Origin of the sequence: Bacteroides sp. L10-4 (genome assembly GCF_013373675.1) — a bacterium.
Lineage (GTDB): Bacteria > Bacteroidota > Bacteroidia > Bacteroidales > Bacteroidaceae > Bacteroides > Bacteroides muris.
In genome coordinates, this window is sequence record NZ_JABXJH010000036.1 from 1 (window position 1) to 22,631 (window position 22,631).

Below are 22,631 nucleotides of genomic sequence, written 5' to 3' on the forward strand. Positions count from 1 at the left end.
CCTGCGGTCTTTTCACCCGCATAGCAGGCAAAATAGCAGCAATGACGTTCATGCAATATGTCAATTTCGTTAATCATCATCCGATTGGGCGGATAAAATATTCTCTAATTTAATTCAACCAACAGGTTATTTATAGTAAATGGAAGTTGAAAAGTAATTGATAAGATTTCCTTGGATAATGCTTGGATTTCGTGAGTTCTTTTTATCTTTGTCTCCCGAAAAATGGTTTTCGAGTCACCTTGGCGTGATAAGGAATTAAAAGGGAATCCTGTGAAAGTCAGGAACTATCCCCGTAGCTGTAAGCTTTGGCTCCTTTGCAGGAGAGGTGTTGCGACACTCTATAAGCCACTGGTTCGATGACGGACCGGGAAGGCGTCGTAACAGAAGCAAGTCAGAAGACCTGCCGTTTTTACATCATTCATTCAATGCTTTCGGGTGAAAAAGCTATAGAACGAGTCCATTGAAGATTCATTTTATTACTTGGTTTCTGTGCATTGTTGTATGAATTGTCGTTGATAATTTTTTAAATCTTAAATTATAGACATGATTAATTCAGAAACTTTTATCGTCAAGAGGGATGGTAAGAAAGAGGCTTTCTCGCTTGATAAAATCAAAAATGCAATCAGTAAGGCATTTTTATCGGTGGGCAGCTTTGCTACCCAGGATGTCATTACCAATATTCTCAGCCGCGTGAGCATCAGCGACGGAACCAGTGTGGAAGATATACAGAATCAGGTAGAGGTGGCTCTGATGGCCGAGCACTACTATGCTGTGGCAAAGTCATTCATGCTTTACCGGCAGAAACATCTGGAGGACCGGGAAGTGCGTGACAAACTCCGTTTCCTACTGGACTATTGTGATGCCTCCAACCCTGCCACTGGCAGTAAATATGATGCCAATGCCAATGTGGAAAATAAGAATGTGGCTACTTTGATAGGCGAGCTTCCCAAACCGAACTTCATCCGCTTGAATCGTCGTCTGTTGACGGACCGCCTCAAAGATATGTATGGCAAGGAGATATCCGACCGTTATCTGGAGCTGCTGAATAACCACTTTATCTATAAAAACGATGAAACCAGTCTTGCCAACTATTGCGCCAGTATCACCATGTATCCCTGGCTGATAGGAGGTACCATGTCGGTGGGAGGTAACTCTACGGCACCCACTAATCTGAAATCTTTCTGCGGTGGTTTTATCAATATGGTGTTTATTGTATCGAGCATGTTGAGTGGCGCTTGTGCCACACCGGAATTTTTGATGTACATGAACTACTTTGTTGGTAAAGAATATGGCGAGGACTACTATTTGCATCCCGAAAAGGTAGTGGACCTTTCCTCTAGACAGCGGACCATAGACAAGGTAATCACGGACTGCTTCGAGCAAGTGGTCTACTCCATCAACCAGCCTACCGGCGCAAGAAATTTCCAAGCCGTTTTCTGGAATGTGGCATACTATGACAAGTATTACTTCAACAGTCTTTTCGAGCATTTCATGTTTCCCGATGGCAGTAAGCCCGATTGGAATTCCTTGAGCTGGCTGCAGAAACGTTTCATGAAATGGTTCAATAAGGAGCGCACTAAAACTGTGCTTACTTTCCCGGTAGAGACTATGGCATTGCTGACGAAAGACGGTGATGTACTGGATAAGGAATACGGTGACTTCACGGCGGAGATGTATGCCGAAGGCCATTCTTTCTTTACCTATATGAGCGACAATGCCGATTCTTTGAGCAGCTGCTGCCGCTTGCGCAATGAAATTCAAGACAATGGATTCAGTTATACGTTGGGTGCCGGAGGTGTGTCTACCGGTTCGAAGAGTGTCCTTACCATCAACCTCAACCGCTGCATCCAGCACGCTGTAAAGTCGGGGCTGCTTTATCATTTCTTCCTTGAAGAAGTGGTAGACCTGGTGCACAAAGTGCAGATGGCTTATAATGAGAATCTGAAACAGTTGCAGAGTAAAGGCATGCTGCCACTGTTCGATGCGGGATACATCAACCTCGGACGCCAGTATCTGACTATCGGTGTGAACGGGCTGGTGGAAGCTGCACAGTTCATGGGCATAGACATCAATGATAATCCTAAATACGAAGCTTTCGTGCAGGAGATATTGAGTATTGTGGAGAAGTACAACAAGAAATACCGTAGCAAGGACCTGCTGTTCAACTGCGAGATGATTCCCGCCGAGAACGTCGGTGTGAAACATGCCAAGTGGGATAGGGAGGCCGGGTTCCAGACATTCCGCGACTGCTACAACAGCTACTTCTACATTGTGGAAGATAGCTCGCTGAACATTGTGGACAAATTCCGCCTGCACGGTCGCCGCTACATCGAGCATCTGACCGGAGGCTCTGCACTGCACATGAATCTGGAAGAACATTTGAGCAAAGAGCAGTACCGACTGCTGCTCCGGGTAGCCGCTACCGAGGGCTGCAACTACTTCACCTTCAACATTCCGAACACCATCTGCAATGACTGTTATCATATAGACAAACGTTACTTGAAGGAATGCCCGAAATGTCATAGCAATAATGTGGACTATTTGACTCGAATCATCGGCTACATGAAGCGTGTCAGCAACTTTTCTCAGCCACGGCAGAAGGAGGCCGCACAAAGATACTATGCTCCGGTACACTGATTATGACATCGTATTTCAAGAGATACCGGACGAGGTGACGCTTGCCATCAATATATCCAATTGTCCCAATCGTTGCAAAGGCTGCCATAGTGCCTATCTGATGGAGGATGTGGGCGACTTGCTGACGGAAGAGAGCCTTTCCGCACTTCTCCAAAAGTATGGAAGTGCGGCAACTTGCGTCTGCTTCATGGGGGGAGATGCCGAACCGATGGAAGTGGAACGGCTGGCAAGGTTCATTTCCTCCGGGCAGGCGTTCCCTGCTGTAAAGGTAGGCTGGTACTCCGGTAAGGAGGAGCTTCCCGAAAGATTGGATACACGGTACTTCCAGTATATCAAGTTGGGACCGTACGTCGAAAGTCTTGGCGGCTTGAAATCGGAGCATACCAACCAGCGTCTCTATCGCATAGAGCAGGGAAGGATGGAAGATATTACTTACCGTTTCAGACGGTAACAGTCAATAGATATCTGTTGATATATGAAGGGAAATTTGAAAATACCAATAAATATGTAGTCTGATTTTTTGCATTGCATCCGGTTTCCATTATCTTTGCCCACGAATTGGTTCCGGATGCATGTTTCTATTATCTGGATTAAAAGGGAATCGGGTGTAAATCCCGGACAGTCCCGCTGCTGTGAAACTCCGTTTTAAATCATGAAAAATACCCTTGCCACTGATATGCATTGAAATATCGGGAAGGCTTCAGGATTAGGAGTCAGTCAGAAGACCTGCCATTCATTAAAGGCTGCCTTTGCTCGTGGGTTAGGAAGACAGTACGAAGATATTAGTTGAACATTTAAACAAGAAATGGAATGCCTTTGTTAAAGGTATGTCCGCATTGTGGTGTGACTATATATATCCTTTATATATTAAAGAAAAAGTAAAATGATTAAGAAAGTATTGATTGCCAACAGAGGTGAGATTGCCTTGCGCGTCATGCGTTCGTGCCGGGAGATGGGACTGCTTACGGTTGCCGTCTTCTCCGAGGCCGACCGCACCTCTCATCATGTGGCATATGCCGATGAGGCTTATCCGATAGGACCGGCCGTGGCAAAAGAGAGTTATCTGAATATTGAGAAAGTGATTGCCACGGCAAAGCGATGCGGTGCCGATGCCATTCATCCGGGTTACGGCTTTTTGTCGGAGAACTCGGAGTTTGCACGCCGTTGCAAGGAGGAAGGGATTATCTTTATCGGTCCCGCTGCCGAGACGATGGAGGCGATGGGCGACAAGATAGCTGCCCGCAAGCGAATGATTGCGGCAGGCGTACCCGTGGTTCCCGGAACGGAACAACCTTTGCAGAGTGCCGAAGAAGCCGTGCGCATCTGCAACGAGATAGGTTATCCCGTGATGCTGAAGGCGTCTATGGGTGGCGGTGGTAAAGGTATGCGCCTTATCCATAGCGAGAGCGAAGTGGTGGAAGCCTACAACACGGCACGCTCCGAGTCCATGTCCTCCTTTGGAGACGACACGGTCTATCTGGAAAAGTTCGTGGAAGAACCCCATCACATCGAGTTCCAGATATTGGGCGACAACCACGGCAACGTCATCCACCTCTTCGACCGCGAATGCTCCGTGCAACGCCGCAATCAGAAGGTGGTAGAAGAAAGCCCGTCACCCTTCCTTACGCCGGAATTGCGCCGGGAGATGGGGGAGAAGGCGGTTGCCGCAGCCAAGGCAGTGAACTACTCCGGTGCAGGTACCATCGAGTTTTTGGTAGACAAGAACCGTCGGTTCTACTTCCTCGAAATGAATACGCGCTTGCAAGTGGAGCACCCCATCACGGAAGAAGTGGTAGGCGTGGACCTGGTGAAAGAGCAAATCCGCATTGCCAACGACGAGGTGCTGCACCTCAAGCAGGAGGAACTGTTCCAGCGCGGCCATGCTATAGAGTGCCGCATCTGTGCCGAAGATACGGAAAACAACTTCATGCCGTCTCCCGGTGTCATCAAGCAACTGACGGAACCGAACGGAATCGGTGTCCGCATTGACAGCTACGTGTACGACGGCTATGAGATTCCCATCTACTACGACCCCATGATAGGTAAGCTCATCGTATGGGCAACCACCCGCCAGTATGCCATCGAGCGTATGCGCCGTGTGCTCTACGAGTACAAGATTACGGGCGTAAAGACCAACCTTGCCTATCTGAAGCGCATCATGCACGTGCCCGACTTTGTGAAGGGAGAGTACAACACCCTATTTATCGAGAAGAACGCCCGCATGCTGGTACGCACCAATACCACCAACGAAGAGTTGGAGAACATTGCCATGATAGCCGCCTATATGGACTATCTGGTTAATCTGGAGGAGAATGTTTCGGCACAGCTACCCGATGCCCGCCCCATCAGCCGTTGGAGGGAATTTGGCTTGCAGAAGGGAGTGCTCAGGATTTAAGGAATGGATAATTAATAATGGAGAATTAATAATGGAAATACATATAGGAGACCGTATCGCAGACATTACCCTGGTGGGTAAGGAAGGGAATAAGGTACAACTTACCATTGACGGAAAGCCCTACGAAGTGGACATTGTGATGGCAGAGAACGGAAGTTGCTCCATCCTGCACAACGGAAACTCGTTCAACGCAGGCCTTGTGCGCGGCGAGGGCGGCAAGAGTTATGACATCAGCATGCTCCAGCGTTCCTTTCATGTGGACATCGTGGACACGCAAGCCAAGTATCTGCACATGAAGAAAGGAACCGACGAGAAGCAGGGCGACAAGATTCTGGCGCCGATGCCGGGCAAGGTAGTGAGCATCCCCGTCAAGGTGGGCGACCGACTGGCTGCCGGAGACATTGCCGTGGTGCTGGAAGCCATGAAGATGCAGAGTAACTATAAGGTGAATGCCGACTGCATCGTCCGCAACATTCTCGTGAGCGAGGGCGAACCGGTGAATGCCAACCAAGTATTGATTGAATTGGAGTTGATAAAGGAGGAATAATCCCGAGTCGCATTCAGTCCGTATATTATAAATCACTAAATTGTAAATGCAAATATGAACAGAGAAGAAATATATCGCCAGTTTGAGGAACTGGACAAACGTGCCTCGCTGGGTGGGGGCGTAGACAAGATAGAGAAACAACACGCCTCCGGCCGCATGACTGCCCGCGAACGTATTGACATGCTGCTGGACAAAGGCTCGTTCAATGAGTTGGACAAGTTCGTGAACCATCGCTGCACCAACTTCGGCATGGAGAAGAAGCAGATTGCCGGAGACGGCATGGTGTCCGGTTACGGAAAGATAGACGGCCGCCTTGTATTTGTCTATGCCTACGACTTCACGGCGCACGGCGGTTCGCTCAGCGAGACGAATGCCGCAAAGATTGTGAAGGTGCAGCAGCTTGCCCTGAAGAACGGCGCTCCCGTCATTGCCCTCAACGATTCGGGCGGCGCGCGCATTCAGGAAGGTGTGAACAGCTTGGCAGGCTATGCCTCCATCTTCTATCAGAACACCATTGCGTCGGGTGTCATCCCGCAGATATCTGCTATTCTGGGGCCGTGTGCCGGTGGGGCATGCTACTCTCCGGCGCTTACCGACTTTATCTTCATGGTAAAGGAGCAGAGCCACATGTTCATCACCGGTCCGGACGTGGTAAAGACCGTGACCCACGAGGAGGTGGACAAGGAGGAACTGGGCGGTGCCTATACGCATAGCAGCAAGAGCGGCGTTACCCACTTCATGTGCAATACGGAGGAGGAGACACTGATGAGCATCCGCGAGCTGCTGAGTTTCCTGCCGTCCAACAATATGGAGGATGCTCCCTTCATTCCCTGTTCCGACGATATCCATCGCCGGGTAGAGACGCTTCAGACCGTCATCCCCGAAGACCCGAACATGCCCTATGACATCAAGGATATTATAGAACCGGTGCTGGACAACCAGTACTTCTTCGAAGTGATGCCTCACTTTGCCAAGAACGTCGTTATCGGTTTCGGTCGTCTGAACGGGCGTTCGGTAGGTATCGTGGCAAACCAACCTGCCTATTTGGCGGGTGTGCTCGATATTGATGCCAGCGACAAGGCGGCACGTTTCATTCGTTTCTGCGACTGCTTCAACATCCCGCTGATAACCTTCGAAGATGTTCCCGGCTTCTTGCCCGGAACGATGCAGGAGCACAACGGCATCATCCGCCACGGCGCCAAGATTGTCTATGCCTACGCTGAGGCTACCGTGCCCAAGATAACGCTGATTACCCGCAAGGCATACGGCGGCGCCTACATCGTGATGTCCAGCAAGCCGACGGGTGCCGACGTGAACCTGGCTTATCCGCAGGCGGAAATCGCCGTGATGGGTGCCGAGGGTGCGGTGAACATCCTCTACCGTAAGTCCTCTGCCGAAGAGAAGCAGGAGATTATCAAGGAGTACGAAAGCAAGTTCTCCAACCCTTACCGCGCTGCCGAGCGTGGCCTCATAGACGAGGTCATCATGCCGCGCGATACCCGCTACAAGCTGGTGCAGGCATTGGAGATGGCGCACAACAAGAATCAGAGCAATCCACCGAAAAAGCACGGCAACATGCCTTTATAATAGTAGTTATTTTTTATGTGTGAAATGCGTATCCCCGGAGAAGTGATTTCTGTGGGGATACACTTTTTAAATAGAGAATTAAGAATTAAACAATAAGGCTGAAAAGTAAAAACTAAAGATAGAAACTATGGAACTATTAAGAAACCTCTTTGAGGGTTATCCCAATCTTTGGGGCGGAGGAGTGGCACACTCTGTCCTGATTCTGTCCCTGGTCATCACCTTCGGTATCATGCTGGGCAAGTTGAAGGTGGCGGGTATCTCGCTGGGTGTCACCTGGATTTTGTTTGTGGGCATTGTCTTCGGACATTTCGACATGAACCTCGACGAACATCTGCTGCACTTCCTGAAGGAGTTCGGCTTGATACTGTTTGTCTATTCCATCGGTCTGCAAGTGGGACCGGGATTCTTCTCCGCTTTCAAGAAGGGCGGACTTACGCTGAACATGGTAGCAATGCTTTCCGTCTTCCTCAGCGTGGTTATCACCATTGTGTTGCACTTTGCCACCGGAATTCCCATTACTACGATGGTGGGTATCTTGTCCGGAGCCGTGACCAATACCCCCGGTCTGGGTGCTGCCCAGCAGGCAAACAGTGACCTCAACGGGGTGGATGCTCCGGAAATCGCACTCGGATATGCCGTTGCCTATCCGCTGGGTGTGGTGGGCTGCATCTTGGCGCTGCTTGCCTTGAAGTTCTTCATGCGGATTAACACCAAAAAAGAAGAGGAGGATGCCGAGCACGGGCTGGGCCATCTGCAGGAGCTGACCGTGCATCCCATATCGGTAGAGATACGCAATGAGGCAATAGACGGCAAGCGGATCAGAGATGTGAAACCATTGTTGAACCGTGCGTTTGTCATCTCCCGCATCCGGCACACCGGCAGTCAGGAAACAGAACTGGCGAATGCCGATACAGTGCTGCACATGCAGGATGAAATTCTGTTCATTACCAACCCGAAAGATGTGGAGGCCATTGTTGCCTTCTTCGGAAGAAAAATTTCGGTGGAGTGGGAACGGGAGGACAAGAACTTGATTTCACGTCGCATCCTCATCACCAAGCCGGAACTGAACGGCAAGTCTCTGTCTCAGCTCAAGATACGTAACAACTTCGGTGCCTGCATCACCCGTATCAACCGTTCGGGCGTGGATCTGGTGGCAACTCCCCACTTGCAGTTGCAGATGGGAGACCGTGTGACGATTGTAGGCAGTGAGCTTGCCGTGAGCCATGCGGAGAAGGTATTGGGAAACTCGCTGAAGCGTCTCAACCATCCAAACTTGATTCCTATCTTCCTGGGTATTGCCCTGGGATGTATCTTGGGCAGTCTGCCGTTCATGTTCCCCGGCATTCCCCAACCCGTGAAACTGGGACTGGCCGGCGGACCGTTGGTGGTTTCCATCCTCATCAGCCGTTTCGGGCCTCAATATAAGCTGATAACCTACACGACGATGAGCGCCAATCTGATGATACGCGAAATCGGTATAGCTTTGTTCCTGGCCTGCGTGGGGTTGGGTGCAGGAAAGGGATTCATCGATACCATTATCTACGAAGGCGGCTATGTGTGGATTGGCTATGGGGCCATCATCACGGTTGTCCCGTTGCTGGTGACAGGATTCATGGGGCGCTATTTCTGGAAGCTGAACTACTATACGCTGATAGGTGTGCTGTCCGGAGCTAACACCAATCCACCTGCATTGGCCTATTCCTCGGACTTGACATCCTGCGATGCCCCTGCGGTGGGATACGCCACAGTCTATCCGCTGGCTATGTTCCTGCGGGTGCTGACGGCTCAGTTGCTGATACTGGCGTTGGCGTAGTTTCACCATAGATAATCTATGGTACATAGGTTGATTTGATAACAAGTAATGTAAAGGGAGCTAACAAGTAATGTTAGGCTGCTTTACATTACTTGTTATTTTTGTTTGTAGTATTCCTCCGCTTGTGCCAGTGTCTCCGGTTTGCCGATGTCGAACCAGCGGAATCCTTGCAGCGGATAGCCTTGTATGTGCACCTTTGTGCAGGCGGACAAGTAGAAAGGAATGATGGAGAACTTGCCGTTCCACTGCCCATCGTCCATCAGGTGGAAGAGGGAGGGGGAGATGATGTGGATACCTCCGAAGGCGAGTTCCCGGTACTTCGTTTCCCGGTAGTCGAAGCCTGCCGGTTTCACCTCTCCGGTGGACTTGTTTATCCAGCCGTGCAGGTGGTAGTCGTCGTCAAAAAGGAGATAGCGGGAAGTCTTGCGCTCGCTCACGAGCAGGGTAGACTCCGCATCACTTTCCAGATGGTGGCGGTAGAGGCCTGCAAGGTCGATGTCCGTCAGGATATCCGCATTGTGCACCAGGAAAGGTTCCTGCCCGTCCAGAAAGGGACGTGCCTTTTTGATGCCTCCTCCGGTATCGAGCAGCATGCCGCGTTCATCGCTGAGGTGAATCTCCGTGCCGAAGTTGTCGTGGGCACGGAGGAAGTCGATAATCTGCTCCCCGAAGTGGTGGATGTTGACCGTTATCTCGTTAAATCCTGCTTCCTTCAACCGCAGTATCACCTGCTCCAGCATGGGCTTTCCTGCCACGGGAACGAGGGCTTTGGGCATATGGTCCGTCAAGGGGCGCAACCGGGTGCCCAGACCGGCGGCGAAAATCATAGCTTTCATATTGGCATATTCTCACATTAGCACATTAAACTTTGGCCTTAAACGTCTGTTCAATATTCTGTTCTCTATGTATCAGATTCACTTGCACGCCGAACCTCTTGTGTAGATGTTCCGCCAGGTGTTGTGCCGAGTAGACGGAGCGGTGCTGCCCGCCGGTGCAGCCGAAGCAGACAGACAGGTTGGTAAAGCCACGTTCCATGTAGCGCTTCACGGAAGCGTCGACAAGGGCGTAGACATGCTCCAGGAATACGGCTATCTCGCCGTCATCTTCCAGAAAGCGGATAACGGGTTCGTCCAGTCCCGTGAAGGGCTTGTAGCGCTCGTACTTGCCGGGATTGTTCACGGCGCGGCAGTCAAAGACGAAACCTCCTCCGTTGCCTGTGGAATCTTCGGGAATGCCCTTCTTGTAGGCAAAGCTGGTGACTTTCACCACGAGGCGGCGCTTTTGCAGGTCGTCCGTAAACTGTTTCAGCTCGGTGAGCTGGCGCAGAATCCGGCAGAGGTAGGGATATTCGGGGTAAGGCTCCTGGAGCAGCTGGCGCAGGTTCTCGATGGCGAAGGGGACACTTTGTATGAAGTGGGGCTTCTTCTCGAAGTAGCCGCGGAAGCCGTAGGCGCCCAGCACCTGCATGGTGCGGAATAACACGAAGTGGCGGAGCTGGGCATGGAAATATGCCTCGTCTACGGGCTGGTACTTGCGCAGGGCGTCGATGTATTCCTTCAGCAGCTCTTGGCGCAGGCTGTCGGGATAGTTGGCTTTGGCCTGCCACAGAAAGGAGGCTACGTCATAGTAGACCGGACCTTTGCGACCGCCCTGAAAGTCGATGAGCCAGGGCTCGCCGTCCTTTATCATGACGTTGCGGCTCTGGAAGTCGCGGTACATGAAGGTGGCGGAGCTGCTGCGGAGCAACACGTCCGCCATCTTCTGGAAGTCGTCCTCCAGGCGGTCTTCCTGAAAGTCCATCCCTGTTGCCTTGAGGAAGCAGTACTTAAAGTAGTTCAGGTCCCACAGTATGCTGCGACTGTTGAACTCCGCCTGCGGGTAGCAGTAGGAGAAGTCCATGCCGTCGGCCCCGGCAAACTGCACGGCGGGCAGCAGGCGGAGGGTCTTGCGCAGCAACTGCTTCTCATCCTCGCCGAATACGCTGGTCTTGCGTCCCTTCTCTATGGCATTGAACAGAAGCGAGTCGCCCAGGTCTTCTTGCAGGTAGTAGATGTCATCTTCGGAGCGGATGAACACTTGCGGCACGGGCAGTCCTTTCTGGCGGAAATGTTCTGCCATGTAGAGGAAGGCGCGGTTCTCCTCCACGGACTCTCCGCTGACACCGATAAGTGTAGGGTTTCCGCTGAGGCGGAAGTAGCGCCGGTTGGAGCCGGAGGAGGGGAGTTCGTCAATCTGTTCCGGTTCGTGTCCGGTATGTGCGATGTAGAGTTTCTTAAGTTCTTCGGTTATCATGGTGATATGTTTTATTTTCGCAGCTAAGATAAAACTTTTGTCGGAGATATGTTTACCTTTGCAGGAGGAAAATGTGCTAATGTGCCAATATGCCAATGTGCCAATGACCTGCGGCATGGGGAAGTAGCGCAAGTATAGCGCAGCCGATTAGCACATTGGCACATTAAATCATTAGCACATTAATTATGCGTTCCATTCCTCAGTTTCTCATAGCCGCCCCTACATCGGGCAGTGGAAAGACCACCGTCAGTCGTGGACTGATGGCATTGTTTGTGAAGAAAGGTCTGAAGGTGCAGCCTTTCAAGTGCGGTCCCGATTATATAGATACTAAGTATCACGAGGCGGTATGTGGCCGTCCTTCCATCAATCTGGATATTTTCATGGCATCTCAGGAGCACGTAAGCAGTCTGTATGCACGCTATTCGGCAGATGCTGATGTTGCCGTGGTCGAGGGGATGATGGGGATGTACGACGGGTACGACCGCGACCGGGGCTCGTCGGCAGAAGTGGCACGGCTCTTGGGTATTCCTGTGGTGCTGGTGGTCGATGCCAAGTCGGCTGCCTATTCCATGGCTCCTTTGTTGTCGGGGTTCATCAATTTCCGTCCGGATATACGTATTGCGGGAGTTATCTTCAATCGTGTCGGCTCACCCCACCACTACCGGATGCTGCAGGAGGTCTGTGAAGACTTGAACGTGACTTGTCTGGGCTATCTGCCCAAACGGAAGGAACTGGAGCAGGAGTCACGCCATCTGGGGCTGGATTTCAGCCGTTCTAAGGAGACGGAGGGGCTGGACATGCTGGCAGGCTTGCTGGAGGAACATGTGGACTGGGAACTGCTGCTCTCGACAATCGGGCTTCCATTGCCTGCGGCGGCAGTGGAGGAGAAGTCGGTACTATCAGAGCCGGGGAAGCTGCATATCTCGGTAGCGCGCAACGAAGAGTCCTTTTCCTTCCTCTATGCGGAGCATCTGGATATTCTGCGCCGTATGGGCACGGTCACTTTCTTCAATCCGGAGCAAGACCGGGCTATTCCGCAAGAGACGGATTTGCTCTATCTGCCCGGCGGCTATCCCGAGAACCGTCTGGAGGAACTTGCCGGGGCAAGGCTTGCCAGGGAGTCTATCCGCAGCTATATAGAGGCCGGTGGCAGGACGCTGGCAGAATGCGGGGGGATGATATATCTTTCGCAGTCCGTTCTTTCTGATGGGGATACGGACGGGGGAAGTATTGATACCGATGGAAGAATCGCCGGAGATGGCGGGAGAAGCAGCGGAAGCGATGGAAGAAACGCCGGGAGCAGTGTAGGCAATATCAGAAATGAGATGGTAGGAGTATTGCCTTTCAGCGTTACAAACGAGCGTAAACGCAGGAAACTGACATTGGGATACCGCCGGTTCGACTATAACGGATGGCGGCTTAAAGGACACGAATTCCATTATACGCAGTTTGCCGTGCCCGAAACTGATGGAAAAGAAGGTGGTGCGTGCAGTCTTCCTCCCTCGATAGCGCAGGTCTACAATGCCAAAGGAGGGAAGGTAACCACTCCCGTCTTTCGCTATAAGAATCTGATAGCCAGTTATATGCATCTGTATTGGGGCGAGGTGGATGTGATGGCTTTGTTCGGTGAACTCTAAAATAGCGCATTGATATTTTATGTAATTTCGTTTGTGTTCTTGAAATAGTGGAGTATCTTTGTTTTCATTTAAATATATTATGATTATGAAACTGAATACTTATCGCTTGTCTTCTTTGGAAGACCCTACTGATTTATCAAATAGAGTATGAAAAGAGTCTATACCAAAACTGGAGACAAAGGAACAACGGGTATTCATGGTGGCGCGCGTGTGCCGAAAGATGACATCCGTATCGAGGCAAACGGATGCCTTGATGAATTGAATGCCGTAATTGGTATCGTGCGCTCCATGCTGGCGGCAGAAGATGGTTGGCAGGAGTTGCTGCATGCTGTCCAGCGGGAACTGATGGTGGTAATGAGCCATGTGGCCACTCCCTCGGGAGTGGTAAATCCTAATCCGCTTTCTGCCGCAGAGCTCACGCTACGTTGTGAGCAGGAGATGGATGCCATGACCGTCCTGCTAACGGACAACGGCTACTTCCTTTTGCCCGGTGGCACTCCCATATCAGCCCAACTGCAGTTTGCCCGTACCGTGGCCCGCCGTGCCGAACGTCGTTTGTGGACACTCCATCGCCAAGACCCCGTGAACGAGGATATTCTGCGCTTCATCAACCGCCTTTCGGACTTGTTCTTCGTCATGGTCCGCATGGAGATGCAGCGGCAGGACTGGCCGGAGGAGAAATGGCAAGAGTTTGCCTACAAAAGGAAAAGACAGTAAGCACTTATCGCTAACCGCCGGGAAGCTGTTTTCAGCATAGGGGTTCTATTTGCTGTCCGAGCCTTAAATCATACAGACATGCCCGTACTTCCGCTTCGCTGCCGATATGCTTTCCTGCATCGTCGGACAGCTTCACACATTCGCGCCATTCCTGGTTGACGTTCATCTTGCATTGCGTCAGTTTCATTACAATGTTGGAGGGCTTGAATCCGGTATCATTCGTCAGATTGGTGCCGATGCCGAAGGAGCAGCGGATTTTGCTCCTGCAATGCTCCTGGATGTCGAGTGCCTTGCCAAAGTCGAGCGCATTGCTGAAGACGATGGTTTTAGTGGTAGGGTCGATGCCCAGTTCGCGGTAGCGGGCAACGAGCTTGTCGGTGAAATCGAATTCATCGCCGGAGTCGCAGCGTACACCGTCGAATAGTTTGGCCTGCTTGCGGCTCAGGTTACTTAAGAAAATGCCGGAGGTATAGGTATCGGACAGTGCGATGCCCAAGTCACCGTCGTACACGTTCACCCAGTTTTCCAAGGCCATGTAGTTGGCGTGTTTGTAGCCGAACTGTGCGCCGTGGAACATGAACCATTCATGCGGATGCGTCCCCATAGGCTTCATGCCGTATTTCATGGCGAAGTGGCAGTTGGAAGTCCCGGTACAGTATTCGGCGGCTTCCTTCAGACGGTCTATGACTTTGTCCTGTACCTCGAACGAGAAGCGTCTCCGGGTGCCGAACTCTGAAAAATACAGCTGGTGTCGGTTGGAGAGTGCCACCTTTTCGGACAGTTTGCAGAGTATGCCGTCCATGTCGGCCACGTTTCCCAAAGAACGGTTCTTTATTTCGGATACGATGGAAAGCAGGGGGACTTCGTAAAGGGTGGCCTTGTACAGATAGTCCGTGATTTCAATGTTCAGGTGCCGGTCCTCGTCCAGATGGATGCTTACCTTCTCCGGCTGGAAGCGGAAGGAGGAGAGCCACTCCCAATAGACCCTCGGCAGGAAACGGCAGTGGCGGGTCATGTATTCCAGCTCTTCGGCAGTAAGTACGGTCTGTGCCAGGCTGTCCACCGCCTCTTGCAGTTCCTTCAGAAACGTGTCCGTATAGGCGGTGTCGTCTCTGTCCTTGAAGCTGAAAGTGCCCATGGCATAGGGAAACAATTTGATGTAGGCATACGAGGTGGTGAATTTGTAAAGGTCTGTATCGAGTATGGTATGAATCATGGCAAAATATTCTTTAGTTATGATGTTCGATTTTGGGGATGAAGATAGTGAAAATTTCTTATTTGACCAGCCTCTATCTGTTAACAACGGCATATTCCTATTAAACCATGTTATAAATAAGATCGTTATGAGCTGAAATTTTGGAGAATTCGGAGGAGTCCGTATATTTGCAATGTGTTTTTCATAGTATTAGATTTAAGGTTAACAAAAGATTGGCTGTCTGGGATAGATAGCCTTTTTTTATGCCTTCACTTTTCCTTTTCCGTAGAGGTGGCGTGTAGTGCAGAGCGCCAAAGTTCCATAGACCAATACTTGTATCCACATCGTCAACATCTGCGGCCATACGTCGGCCAGCGTTCCACCCATTGAATTCAGTTTTACAAAAGCAAGTACGGCAGGACCTGCCGGAAACAGATAGTGGGCTGTCTGCCAATACCACGGCATCAGCTCCAGCGGATAGGACACGCCCGAAAGGAAGATATAGCCCACAGAGAAGAAGGCTATCATCAGCAACGGCGCTTCGGAGTCTGTAAACCAGCGGGAGACGGCCAGGGCAAGGAAACTCGTGCCCAACAGGAAGGGTATCATCATTGTGACGATGTCTCCTCCGCTGCCGATGTGTGGGATGCTGAACAGGTGCGGCAACAGTCCCAGCAGGAATAGGGAAAACACCACGTAGAGCATGAAGTATACGAAGGTCCTGCCTCCGACAATCCGTAATGTATCCTTCAATGAGTCGGCACGCATCAGCCGTATTCCTTTTCTTCGGGCTTCCGCTTCCTCGCCCGTCAGCATGGCAATCACCATCAGCATCGTCTGGAAGATGATGACAATTAGGACGGCGGGAATCAGATAGGAACCGTAGCCCTCTGTATAGTTGTAGAGCGCCGTGCCGGACACGCTGACGGGAGCGGACGAAGCCACTGCCAGCAGTCCTTGCGGAGGTAGGAATACGGTGCCCTCCATGCGGTGGGCATCGTTCACGGCAAGCATGACGCGCGCACTGGATTCTTGCAGTCCTTTGAAGTTGAGGAAAGCGTCCGTGGCGGCATAGAGTACGAAGACCGAAGTCTCGCCCCGTGCTACACGTGTCTCGAAGTCGGCAGGCAGGTAAAGGATGCCTGCTACGTCGCCCTGCTTCATCCATTGGCGGGCTTCGAGGATGTTGGGTGTCTGGCCGTAGACGGCGGTCTGGGGAGTGGCGTCGAGCAGTCGGATGTATTCGCGGCTGAGGGCGGAGTGGGAGAGGTCTACCACTGCGACGGGAGCCTTGCGCACCAGGTTGGGGGCGTACATGTAGTTGTAGAGCAGTCCGTAGAGGAAGATACCGCCTGCCAGCACGAGCAGGATGGCGGGATTGGTGGCGATGGCATGCCACTCGTGGCGGATGACGGAAGCTGTTGACAATGCGGTAGGTGGGCAAGGTGATGGGGAGGCAGAGATTGCTTCTTCCCTTATCTCTTTTTTTATCCACCATTTCAGCAATGGCAGTATCAGCAGTGCTGCCAATAGGAAGATGAAGAGTGTAGCTACCGACTGCCAGAAGTAGGCAAACCCTGCATCGAAGTAAATCATGGCTTGTGCTGCCTCCGTGAAGTGCCGCACGGGGAAGAGGTAGGAGGCCGCATGCACGGGCGCATACATGGCTGTAACGGGAAACGTGACTCCGGACAGCGTAGCCCCCAACGACCCCACCATGGATACTACACTGATGATATAGGCAATCTTGGGAAAGACAGAATAGATAAAGACCGCCAATGCCTGGGTAGCGATGATGAAGAGCACGGTCACTGCATTCATCAGCCACAGACTGCCAGCGAAGGGGATATGTAGCGGGCCGAACAGTACATAGTTTGCCAGGATACCGATGGACGAGAAGATGAGGGTATAGGGCAGCAGTTTCCCTGCTACGGCAGTGAGGATATTGCCTCGTGCCATCTCCAGCCATTCGCCGGCGCTGCCGAATTTCAGTTCGCTGCCTATGGAGTAGACGGTGGTGAGCAGGATGAGTATCTGGAACAGTACGAAAAAGAAAGGCTGGCTCAGGTAGATGGAGTAGTCCATGTCCGGGTTGTAGAGGGGATGGGTACTGGCTTCTACGGGGAGCAGGAAGGTTTGTATCTGTTCTCCGCTAACTCCCAGAGCTTCGGCCTGCATCACGATGGGCGAGAGCGCCACGGGGGCAAGCGTATTCTCGAACGCCGCCATCAGCTCGCTGCCTACCGAAAGAAGGGCATAGTGGTAATAATAGGTGAGCGTTGCGCCAGTTCCCGTCACCGCCTTCTGTTCGAAGTGGGGCGGGATGACGAGGTAGTCGTATATGTCCTTCCGTTGCAATGCCCGGCGTGCGTTGGCTTCGTCGGTGAAGTGCTTTGTCACACGGAAGGTGGGGGCGGCAGAGATGCGCTGGGAGATATTGCGCGAAGTGGCAGTGTTGTCCAGGTCGACGATACCCACGGGAATGTTCTCCATCTGTCCGTTTCCAAAGATGGTGGCCATGAAGAACAAACAGAGCAAGGGTAGCACGACGCAGACGCCGAGGTATAGACGGCGGGAGGTCATGCGGTGCCATTCGCGACGGATAACCATGCGGAGCGCTTTCATTGCGTAGCCAAATTCTTTATCTTTCATTTTTTATTCTTCATTTTTAAGAGTACGGACATCCCCGGTCTCAATCCCTCTACCTGCTGTGTGGGACGTGCGTGTATTTCGAACGTCTGCATGTCATAGCTGCCCGTCTGTTTGGTGGATTTCCAGGTGGCGAAGCTGCCCAGCGGACTGATGTAGTAGATGCGGAATTCAATGTCCTTGCCGTCGATGGCGGGGACATCGGCACGGAAAGTGCCTCCTATCTTGAATTGCGGCATCAGGTCCTCGCGTATGTTCAGTACCACGTGTGCATCGTCCATCACGACGAGGCTCATGATGGGAGTTCCGGGAGCCACCAGTTCTCCGCGTTTGGGGAAGATGGTGGCTATCTGGCCGTCTTCGGGAGCGGTGAGACGGGAGTCGACGAGGAGGGAGGAGACTTCATCGACGGTGCTTCGCGCCGCTTCCACCAGGCTGCGAGCCGAGGCGCGGTCCTCGCTCTGCGCTCCGTCCACGGCCATCTGGTATTGCTCGTAGGCGGCACGTTCGGCGGCTTGGGCGGCTTTGTACATGGCTTCCACCTCGTCACGCCGCTGGGAGGTGACGACACTGTCCTTATAAAGCGTTACAATGCGTTGGTAAGTGGTCTTGGCGAGGGCAAGGTCGCTCTGCGTCTTGTTCCAGAGTTGCCGGGCGGTGGCCACAATCTGGCGGCGGGTACCGGCGTCTATCTTCTTGTTCTGCTCCTGGGCCACCTGCTCCTGGGCATTCACCTGGCGGTATTTGGCTTCGATGGTGGGGCTGTTGATGACGACAAGCGTATCGCCTGCCTTCACCCAGTCGCCCTCTTGTACGAGGAAGGAGTCCACACGTCCGGGTAGCTTTCCGCTGATACGTATTTCCGTTGCTTCCACTTGTCCTTGCAGGACCAGGGGCTGCCGGCTCATGAGTAACATGCCGGCAAGTGAAATGATGACCGTTGCAGCCAGGATAATGACGAATGCAATGCTGATGCTTTTATTATTGATTTTCATAAAGGGTAGGTTTTAATAAGTTGTCTCGAAATATTTCTCGAACCGTTCCGGCGTTCCGCAGATAGCCAGCAGGTTCATCAGTGCCACATCATATTCGTAGTAGGCTGCCAGACGCGCCACGCGGACGGTTGCCAGCATCGTTTCCGCATCTACGACCTCGGTACTGGTTGCCATGCCTTCGGCAAAGGATTTCTTGCGGATTCGCACCAGCTCTTCGCTCAGCTCGATGGTGGTATTCAAGGCGCGTACGTTGTCTTGTGCCTTTTGCAGTTGGGTGTAGAGCTTGTCGATGCCTACGCTCAGGTCTTCTTTGGCTTTTTCTTGTCCCAGGGCAAGGGTCTGCTGGGTTATCTTCGACTGGCGGATGCGCTTCTCACGCGCCAGTCCGTCGAACAGGTTCCAGGTGAAGCCCACACCTACGATGGTGCGGGGGACAAGATTGCTTTGTATGCCGTGGGCATAGAGGGTCTGCTTGCCGAATACGGCGATGTCCGGCAGGTAGCCGCTCTGGTCGATGCGGAGCTGCTGGCGGGCAATCTGTGACTGCAGTTGCAGTTGGTTCACGGTGTAGTTCTCCACCCGCATGGCTTGCAGGAACTCCTCTTTGGCGGGCAGTTGGTCGTTGATGAAAAGCTTCGAAGTAGGATGGATGCTGCATGTGTCTTGCAGGTTGAGCAGGGTGCGCAGGGCACTTTGCACGACGGAGGCCTCCTTCCGGGCAGCCTCCAGTGAACGGGCAGCTTCATCCATATTCACTTGGGCAAAGAGCCGGCCTGCCTTGTCTATCATGCCGGCAGCTTCCAGTTTAAGGGCATTCTGGTAATGGCGTTGTAGGCTGTTGTAAGTCTCCTGCCGCACGCGTACTACCTCTTGCGCAAGTTTCAGCCCGAAGTAGCTTTCTGCCAGCAGGGTGCGTTGCGTGGCATCGGTCTGTCCCCGGTTTTCGCGGGCAATGTCTATCATGGTGTTGCCTATCTTCGAGGCCCGGATGCGCTTGCCGCCGGAGAATACGACCCATTCGGCGGTCAGGCCGACGGAAGTCAGGTTGCGTGGAGCCAGTGGAAAGGCAAGGGTATGGGAGCCTATCTGGTCGAGTATGCTGCTGATGAATTAATTGGTCGTCCGGCACGATGTTGTGCACAAAGTCCTTTGCCGGGTCGGTGAACTGGGAAAGGGGCTGTTTTACCTCTATCTTTTCGGAAAGATGCACGAACGTACCGGCACCTTGCAGGGAGGGGTACCAGAGGGCATTCAGTTTGTCACGTTCCGCACGGGCGGCTTCAATTCCCTTGTCGGCTATTTTCAGGCTGCGGTTGCCGTTTTGCATCTGCCTTAGGGCATCACCGAAGCTAAGGGGAAGGGAGGTTTGTGCGGCCACTCCACCGATGGCAAGCAGTACGCAGGCAGCAGCCAGAAAGAATCTCCGGCATAATAGATTATTCATAAGTTCGTTCGGTTTAGGGGTTCTTGTTTCTCTAAACAAGAGGAGGTGGGAATTGTTCAGTAGTCATCTTTTTGAATAGAACGTTACAAATATAACGAATAGTTTCCGAAGATATGGCTTATGAATGGGAGAGATATTCGGATTTGCACTATCTTTGCATTCGCTAAAATGGAATTTATGGAGAAACTTCATCCGATTATGTTTGCCGGGACGGGTAGTGATGTGGGAAAGAGCATCATTGCTGCCGCCTTCTGCCGCATCTTCAAGCAGGACGGCTATCAGCCCGCACCGTTCAAGGCACAGAATATGGCGCTCAATTCATTTGCCACTCCCGAAGGGCTGGAGATAGGCCGTGCCCAGGCTGTGCAAGCAGAAGCCGCCGGAGTGCCTTGCCACACGGACATGAATCCGCTGCTGCTGAAACCACAGTCGGACCATACCTCGCAGGTTGTTCTTAACGGGCGTCCTATCGGCAACCGCAATGCTTATGATTATTTCCGCAAGGAAGGACGCGACGAACTGCGCCGGGAGGTTTGTGCTGCCTACGACCGCCTTGCCGCCCGCTATAATCCCGTTGTGCTGGAAGGCGCGGGAAGCATCTCCGAAATCAATCTGCGGGATACCGACCTTGTCAATCTGCCGATGGCCCTGCATGCCGGAGCCGATGTAATTCTTGTGGGCGACATTGACCGTGGCGGTGTGTTTGCCAGCGTCTACGGTTCGCTGATGTTGCTTCGTCCCCATGAGCGGGAGCGAATTAAAGGAATTCTTATCAACAAGTTCCGGGGGGATATACGTCTCTTCGAGTCGGGCATTACGATGCTGGAGGAGCTTTGCGGCATTCCCGTTGTCGGGGTGGTGCCTTACTACCGTGATATCTACATTGAAGAAGAAGACTCCGTGGCGCTTGCCGCAAAGTCTGTCCGTGCCGAGAAGGGAAAGGTGAACATCGCCGTCATTCTGCTGCGCCACCTCAGTAACTTCACCGATTTTAATGTCCTGGAACGTGACCCGCGCGTACATCTCTTCTATACTAACAATGTGGATGAGCTGGCAAAGGCCGACGTCATCCTGCTGCCCGGCTCCAAGAGCACGCTTGATGACCTTTACGAATTGCGCCGTAACGGTGTGGCAGCTGCCATCATCCGTGCCCACCGTGAAGGTGCCACCGTGATGGGCATCTGCGGCGGCTATCAGATGATGGGGCAGGAGGTGCTCGACCCTGAGCATGTGGAGGGAGACATCGAACGCCTGCCCGGGCTGGGGCTGTTGCCCATCAGTACCCGCATGTCGGGAGAGAAGGTGACCCGTCAGGTGAAGTTCGGTCTGTGCAATCCCCATTCTCCATCTTCCACTCTCCATTCTCCATTAATGCAGGGCTATGAAATCCATATGGGAGTGACCACCCCCGTGGAAGGTGCTCCCGATTCTCCCCTGAATCTTCTGGAGAACGGCTCTACCGATGGTTACTACGTGGACTCCACCTGCATGGGGACCTATATTCATGGCATTCTCGACAATCCGGAATTCATAGATTTCCTGCTTGTGCCTTTTGCAGACAAATTGTCCGGGAATGCCGGCGCTTTCGATTATCATACATTCAAAGAAGAACAATACGATAGGCTTGCCGAGCACGTGCGCCGCCACGTCAACCTGCCGCTTATCTACCAAATATTGACAAAGAACCATGATTGAAGGACACGGAGACGATTCCTATAAATACAGCCGTCCGATTACGGCCAATTTCAGCTCGAACGTTTACAGCAGGGTGAATCTCTCTGCCTTGAAGGCGCATCTGTGTGCCCGGATTGACAGCATCGGCAACTATCCCGAACCGGAGCCTTACACGCTTGAGGCCTGCCTTGCCCGCCACCACCACCTTCCTGCCGAGGCAGTGTGCGTGACGAACGGAGCTACCGAAGCCATCTATCTCACAGCACAGACTTTCCGCGGGACAAACACCGTCATTGTGCAACCCACTTTCAGTGAATATGCCGATGCCTGCCGCATGCACGGCCATCGGGTCACTTCCCTCTACCGACTTCCCATGGAGAGCGAGGGGTATCGCTTGCCGGAAGAGGTGCGTATGCTGTGGCTGTGCAATCCCAATAACCCTACCGGAACGGTCGTGGAGAAGGAATATCTGGCAACACTTATCGGTCATAATCCGCAGGTATGTTTCGTCATTGACCAGTCCTACGAGTTTTTCACCTTGCGTCCACTTTTCTCTGCTGCCGAGGCGGTGGAGTTTCCCAACGTCTTGCTGCTGCACTCCATGACCAAGCGTTATGCCGTTCCCGGTCTGCGACTGGGATATGTCACCGGCGCTCCCCACCTGCTGCATCGCCTGCGTACCAACCGTATGCCCTGGTCGGTCAACCAGCTTGCCATTGAGGCAGGGCTCCATCTGCTGGAACACGATGTTCCCAATCCGCTGGATGTGGCGTCTTATTTGCAAGAGGCTGCCCGCCTGCGCAGTGCGCTCGAGGCATTGGGAGGACTGGAAGTGTGGACTACCGAAACCCATTTCATGCTGGTGTGCCTCCGTATGGGCAAGGCTTCCGCCTTGAAAGACTATCTGGCCGGGGAGCATGGCATCCTGATTCGGGACGCCTCCAACTTCGACGGGCTGAATGAGCACTTTTTCCGCATAGCCGCCCAGAGCCGGGAGGAGAATGACAGGCTTGTAAAAGCAGTAGGACAATGGCTTGAGGAGGAATAAC

15 protein-coding genes, 2 pseudogenes and 2 riboswitches are annotated in these 22,631 nt (G+C 52.6%); of the genes and pseudogenes, 11 read left to right on the forward strand and 6 right to left on the reverse strand.

Going from position 1 to position 22,631, the window contains the following annotated elements; translation table 11 throughout:
• The 7 genes and pseudogenes from HU824_RS12185 to HU824_RS12215 form a co-directional block, all read left to right on the forward strand.
• Positions 1-113, forward strand: a pseudogene (locus tag HU824_RS12185) (IS982 family transposase); the annotation flags it as partial.
• A gap of 93 nt (positions 114-206) precedes the next feature.
• Positions 207-423: riboswitch (cobalamin riboswitch) on the forward strand.
• Between the two features lie 120 nt (positions 424-543).
• Positions 544-2,637: an anaerobic ribonucleoside-triphosphate reductase gene (nrdD, locus tag HU824_RS12190; protein WP_176468970.1), complete on the forward strand. Its 2,094-nt coding sequence runs from the start codon at positions 544-546 to the stop codon at positions 2,635-2,637.
• Complete coding sequence (gene nrdG / locus HU824_RS12195; protein ID WP_022401009.1) at positions 2,621-3,088, forward strand: anaerobic ribonucleoside-triphosphate reductase activating protein; 468 nt, start codon at positions 2,621-2,623, stop codon at positions 3,086-3,088. The genes nrdD and nrdG overlap by 17 nt, the downstream gene beginning before the upstream one ends.
• A 91-nt stretch (positions 3,089-3,179) precedes the next feature.
• Positions 3,180-3,386, forward strand: a riboswitch (cobalamin riboswitch).
• 134 nt (positions 3,387-3,520) lie between these two features.
• Positions 3,521-5,032 carry an acetyl-CoA carboxylase biotin carboxylase subunit gene (accC, locus tag HU824_RS12200; RefSeq protein WP_016273644.1) on the forward strand — a complete coding sequence of 504 codons (1,512 nt, stop codon included), beginning with the start codon at positions 3,521-3,523 and terminating at the stop codon, positions 5,030-5,032.
• Between the two features lie 31 nt (positions 5,033-5,063).
• Positions 5,064-5,579, forward strand: coding sequence for an acetyl-CoA carboxylase biotin carboxyl carrier protein subunit (locus tag HU824_RS12205; protein ID WP_176468971.1), 516 nt, complete (start codon positions 5,064-5,066; stop codon positions 5,577-5,579).
• A 54-nt stretch (positions 5,580-5,633) separates the two neighbouring features.
• Positions 5,634-7,166 carry an acyl-CoA carboxylase subunit beta gene (locus tag HU824_RS12210; RefSeq protein WP_176468972.1) on the forward strand — a complete coding sequence of 511 codons (1,533 nt, stop codon included), beginning with the start codon at positions 5,634-5,636 and terminating at the stop codon, positions 7,164-7,166.
• Positions 7,167-7,293: 127 nt separating this feature from the next.
• Positions 7,294-8,979, forward strand: a complete 1,686-nt coding sequence (locus HU824_RS12215) for a putative transporter (RefSeq protein WP_176468973.1) — start codon at positions 7,294-7,296, stop codon at positions 8,977-8,979.
• Between the two features lie 95 nt (positions 8,980-9,074).
• On the opposite strand, the gene HU824_RS12220 is transcribed toward HU824_RS12215, so the two are convergent.
• Together HU824_RS12220 and HU824_RS12225 are read right to left on the reverse strand one after the other, a co-directional pair.
• Positions 9,075-9,815: a nucleotidyltransferase family protein gene (locus HU824_RS12220; RefSeq protein WP_176468974.1), complete on the reverse strand. Its 741-nt coding sequence runs from the start codon at positions 9,813-9,815 to the stop codon at positions 9,075-9,077.
• A gap of 25 nt (positions 9,816-9,840) precedes the next feature.
• Entirely contained in the window at positions 9,841-11,271 is a 1,431-nt protein-coding gene (locus tag HU824_RS12225; protein ID WP_176468975.1) for an RNase adapter RapZ, read from the reverse strand.
• A 185-nt stretch (positions 11,272-11,456) separates the two neighbouring features.
• On the opposite strand from HU824_RS12225, the gene HU824_RS12230 reads away from it, so the two are divergent.
• Both HU824_RS12230 and HU824_RS12235 read left to right on the forward strand, forming a co-directional pair.
• Complete coding sequence (locus HU824_RS12230; protein ID WP_176468976.1) at positions 11,457-12,908, forward strand: cobyrinate a,c-diamide synthase; 1,452 nt, start codon at positions 11,457-11,459, stop codon at positions 12,906-12,908.
• A gap of 147 nt (positions 12,909-13,055) precedes the next feature.
• Positions 13,056-13,625, forward strand: a complete 570-nt coding sequence (locus HU824_RS12235) for a cob(I)yrinic acid a,c-diamide adenosyltransferase (protein WP_136009651.1) — start codon at positions 13,056-13,058, stop codon at positions 13,623-13,625.
• 31 nt (positions 13,626-13,656) lie between these two features.
• Here HU824_RS12235 and pncB read toward each other — a convergent pair whose 3' ends face one another.
• The 4 genes and pseudogenes from pncB to HU824_RS12255 form a co-directional block, all read right to left on the reverse strand.
• Positions 13,657-14,841 (reverse strand): nicotinate phosphoribosyltransferase, encoded by a 1,185-nt coding sequence (gene pncB, locus HU824_RS12240; RefSeq protein ID WP_136009650.1) that lies wholly within the window; start codon positions 14,839-14,841, stop codon positions 13,657-13,659.
• Between the two features lie 240 nt (positions 14,842-15,081).
• Complete coding sequence (locus tag HU824_RS12245; protein WP_176468977.1) at positions 15,082-17,472, reverse strand: ABC transporter permease; 2,391 nt, start codon at positions 17,470-17,472, stop codon at positions 15,082-15,084.
• A complete protein-coding gene (locus HU824_RS12250; protein WP_176468978.1) occupies positions 17,469-18,464 on the reverse strand; it encodes an HlyD family secretion protein in 996 nt (331 codons plus the stop codon). Before HU824_RS12250 ends, HU824_RS12245 begins: the two co-directional genes overlap by 4 nt.
• Before the next feature lie 12 nt (positions 18,465-18,476).
• A pseudogene (locus HU824_RS12255) lies at positions 18,477-19,908 on the reverse strand (TolC family protein).
• Between the two features lie 177 nt (positions 19,909-20,085).
• On the opposite strand from HU824_RS12255, the gene HU824_RS12260 reads away from it, so the two are divergent.
• Positions 20,086-21,603, forward strand: coding sequence for a cobyric acid synthase (locus HU824_RS12260; protein ID WP_176468979.1), 1,518 nt, complete (start codon positions 20,086-20,088; stop codon positions 21,601-21,603).
• Complete coding sequence (locus HU824_RS12265; RefSeq protein ID WP_176468980.1) at positions 21,596-22,630, forward strand: threonine-phosphate decarboxylase; 1,035 nt, start codon at positions 21,596-21,598, stop codon at positions 22,628-22,630. Before HU824_RS12260 ends, HU824_RS12265 begins: the two co-directional genes overlap by 8 nt.
• Position 22,631: the final 1 nt, after the last annotated feature.